Annotated in this window: 1 protein-coding gene; it reads left to right on the forward strand. The window is 68.6% G+C overall.

What is annotated here, in order from left to right:
• Positions 1-3,677: amino acid adenylation domain-containing protein (locus ACFZDL_RS47095; protein WP_353597313.1), on the forward strand; the 3,677-nt coding region annotated here is incomplete at both ends.

The raw sequence follows: 3,677 nt of genomic DNA on the forward strand, positions 1-3,677 counted from the left end.
ACCTCGGGCAACCCTTCCTTCACCGACCTGCTCGCCCAGGTCCGCAAGACCAGCCTGGCCGCCTACGCACACCAGGACATCCCCTTCGAATACCTCGTCGAGAAACTCAACCCGCAGCGCACCACCACCCACCACCCGCTCTTCCAGGTCATGCTGGCTCTGCTGAACACCGAGCAGCCCCACTTCGACCTGCCCGACCTGCGGGTGCAGCCGACCACGGCCGAGACCAGCACCTCCCGGTTCGACCTGTTCATCAACTTCGCCGAGCTGACGGACGCCCACGGCGCACCGGCCGGCCTGGGCGCGGTCGCCGAATTCGCGACGGATCTGTACGACCGGTCCACCATCAGGACACTGACCGACCGATGGACACGGCTGCTGCGCGCCGTGGTCGAAGACCCGGCCAGGCCCATCGGCTCGGTGGACATCCTCGCCAAGCGCGAGCGCGACCAGCTCCGTGACTGGGGCACCGATCCCCGTCCCGAGATCACCGACAGCACGCTGCCCGCACTGTTCGAAGCCCAGGTTCTGGCCACTCCCGATGCGACCGCACTCGACACCGGCGAAGCCGACTGGACGTACGCCGAGCTGAACGCCCGCGCCAACCAGATCGCCCACTGGCTGATCGACCAGAGCATCGAGGCCGAGCAACTCGTGGGGCTCGCACTGCCGCGCGGCGCCGAACAGATCGCGGCTGTCCTCGGCATCGTCAAGGCCGGAGCCGTGTACCTGCCGATCGACCCGGACTACCCGGCCGACCGGATCGCCTACATGCTGGAGGACGCCGCTCCGGCGCTCTTCCTGACCGAGCCGCAGGCGGACTGGGACAGCCGGCCCACCGGCAATCCGGCCACCGCGCCCACCCCGGCGAACACTGCGTACACCTTCTACACGTCCGGATCCACCGGCCGTCCGAAGGGCAGTGTCATCGCCCACAGCGGTGTGGCCGGCCTGCTCACCACGATGGTCGAACGCTGCACGGTCGGCCCGCACAGCAGGGTGCTGCAACTGGCCTCGCCCAGCTTCGACCCCTCCCTGGTCGAGATCTTCATGGCGCTCATCTCGGGGGCGACGCTCGTGATGCCCCCGTCCGGCCGGCTGGCCGGGGAGGAACTCGCCACCGTCCTCGCCGAGCGGCAGATCACGCACGCCTTCATCACCGCGTCTCGGCTCGCCTCCCTGCCGGCGGACAGCCACAGGACGCTGTCCGGGCTGACCACTCTGGGCATGATCGGCGAGCCCACACCACCGGTGCTGGTAAGCCGCTGGGCACCGGGCCGCCGGATGGTCAATGCCTACGGACCCACCGAATGCACCGTGTACTCGACGGTCAGCCGCCCGTTCACCGACGACCGCGCACCGATCGGGCAGCCCGTCGCGCACGCACGGCTGCATGTGCTCGACGACAACCTCCAGCCGGTGCCGCCCGGTGTGGTGGGCGAGCTCTACGTCGCCGGCCACGGTGTCGGCCGAAACTATCTGAAGCGGCCCGCGTTGACCGCAGAGCGGTTCGTCGCCGATCCCTTCGGCCAGCCTGGTCGCCGGATGTACCGCACCGGTGACCTGGTGCGCTGGAACCGGGACGGGGAGCTGGAGTACCTGGGCCGCAGCGACGACCAGGTGAAGATCCGAGGTTTCCGGATCGAGCCGGGCGAGATCCAGGCCGCGCTCACCCGGCAGGCGGACGTCGCCCAGGCCGTCGTGGTCGCGCGAGAGAACGAACCCGGCGACATCCGGTTGACCGCCTACGTCGTCCCCGAGAAGGGCAGCGCACCGCTGCCCGTGGCGCAGCTGCGCCATAAGCTGCGCGAGCTGTTGCCCGACTATATGGTTCCGGCGTCCGTGCTGGAGATCGATGCCATCCCGCTGAGCCCCAACGGCAAGATCGACCGAGCCGCTCTCCCGCTTCCTCGGATCGTCGCCGAGGCCATCGGCAGGCCCGCCCGCACCCCGCGTGAGGAGATACTCTGCAGCCTCTTCGCCGAGGTGCTCGGGCTGCCCGCGGTCGGGATCGACGACAACTTCTTCGACCTCGGCGGCCACTCGCTGCTCGCCACGCGTCTGATCAGCCGCATCCGCACGGTGCTCGGCGTGGAGGCCCCGTTGCGTGCCTTCTTCGAAGCGTCCACGGTCGCCGAGTTCGCCGAACGGCTGGCCGACGAGAGCGGTGCGCTTCGACCGGCTCTGACCCCGGCCGTCCGGCCGGAGACACTGCCGCTCTCCTTCGCCCAGGAGCGGCTGTGGTTCCTCCACAAGTTGGAAGGCCCGTCACCCACGTACAACATGGCCCTTGCCCTGCGCTTGTCCGGCGACCTCGACCGGTCGGCGCTGGAAGAGGCGGTCAATGATGTGATCGCCCGGCACGAGGCGCTGCGCACCGTCTTCCGTGAGGTCGATGGACGCCCTTGCCAGCTCGTCCTGACGCCCGACCAGGCCAGGTTGCCGCTGGTGGGCGTCCCGGCCGACGAGGACGGGCTGCATCGCCTGCTGAACGAGGCGGCCCGCCACGGCTTTGACCTGTCCACCGACATACCGCTGCACGGCTTTCTCTTCGAGCTGGGAGAGCAATCCTCCGTGCTGATGCTGGTGATCCACCACATTGCGGGCGACGGCTGGTCCATGGCCCCGCTGGCCCGTGATCTGGTCGCCGCCTACACGGCCCGCCGCACCGAAGGCGCGCCCGAATGGCCGGCCCTGCCGGTCCAGTACGCCGACTACGCCCTGTGGCAGCGTGAGCTGCTCGGCGACGACACCGACCCGGACTCCACCTTCACGCGGCAATACGACTACTGGCACGCCCAGCTGGCCGGACTGCCGGAAGAAGTCACCTTCCCGGCCGACCGGCCGCGGCCGCCCGTCGCCAGCAACTCAGGAGATGTCGTCGACTTCTCCTTCGACGCCGAGCTTCACCGAGGGCTGACCGCCCTGGCCCGGTCGGCGGGCGCCACGGTATTCATGGTGTTGCAGGCCTCCATGGCAGCGCTGATGACCCGGCTCGGTGCGGGGAACGACATCCCGATCGGCAGTGGCATCGCCGGCCGTACCGACGAGAGCCTGGACGACCTGGTGGGCTTTTTCGTCAACACCCTGGTCATACGCACCGACACCTCCGGCGACCCCACCTTCACCGATCTGCTCGCCCAGGTGCGGCAGACCAGCCTGGCCGCGTACGCGCACCAGGACGTGCCGTTCCAGTACCTGGTCGAGAAACTCAACCCGCAGCGCTCGGCAGCACATCATCCGCTCTTCCAGGTGATGCTGGCGCTGCAGAACAATGCCCGGGGCGACTTCGAACTCCCCGGTTTGACGGTTCGTTTCGAGCCGGCCGCCACGGACACCGCGCGTTTCGACCTGTTCGCCAACGTCGCCGAGTTCCACGATCCCGACGGCACGCCCGCAGGCATCAGTGCCTCCTTCGAGTTTGCGACGGATTTGTTTGATCGGGTGACGGTGGTGGGGTTGGCTGATCGGTGGGTGGGGTTGTTGCGGGAGGTGGTGGCTGATCCGGGTCGGAGGGTTGGTGAGTTGGAGGTTTTGTCGGGGGTTGAGCGGGAGTTGTTGGGTGAGTGGGTGGGTGATCCTCGGGGTGGGGTGGTGGATGTGGTGTTGCCGGAGTTGTTGGAGGGGTGGGCGCGGTTGAGGCCGGGGGCTGTTGCGTTGGAGGCGGGGGGTAGGTG

Source organism: Streptomyces sp. NPDC007917 (assembly GCF_042959105.1).
Lineage (GTDB): Bacteria > Actinomycetota > Actinomycetes > Streptomycetales > Streptomycetaceae > Streptomyces.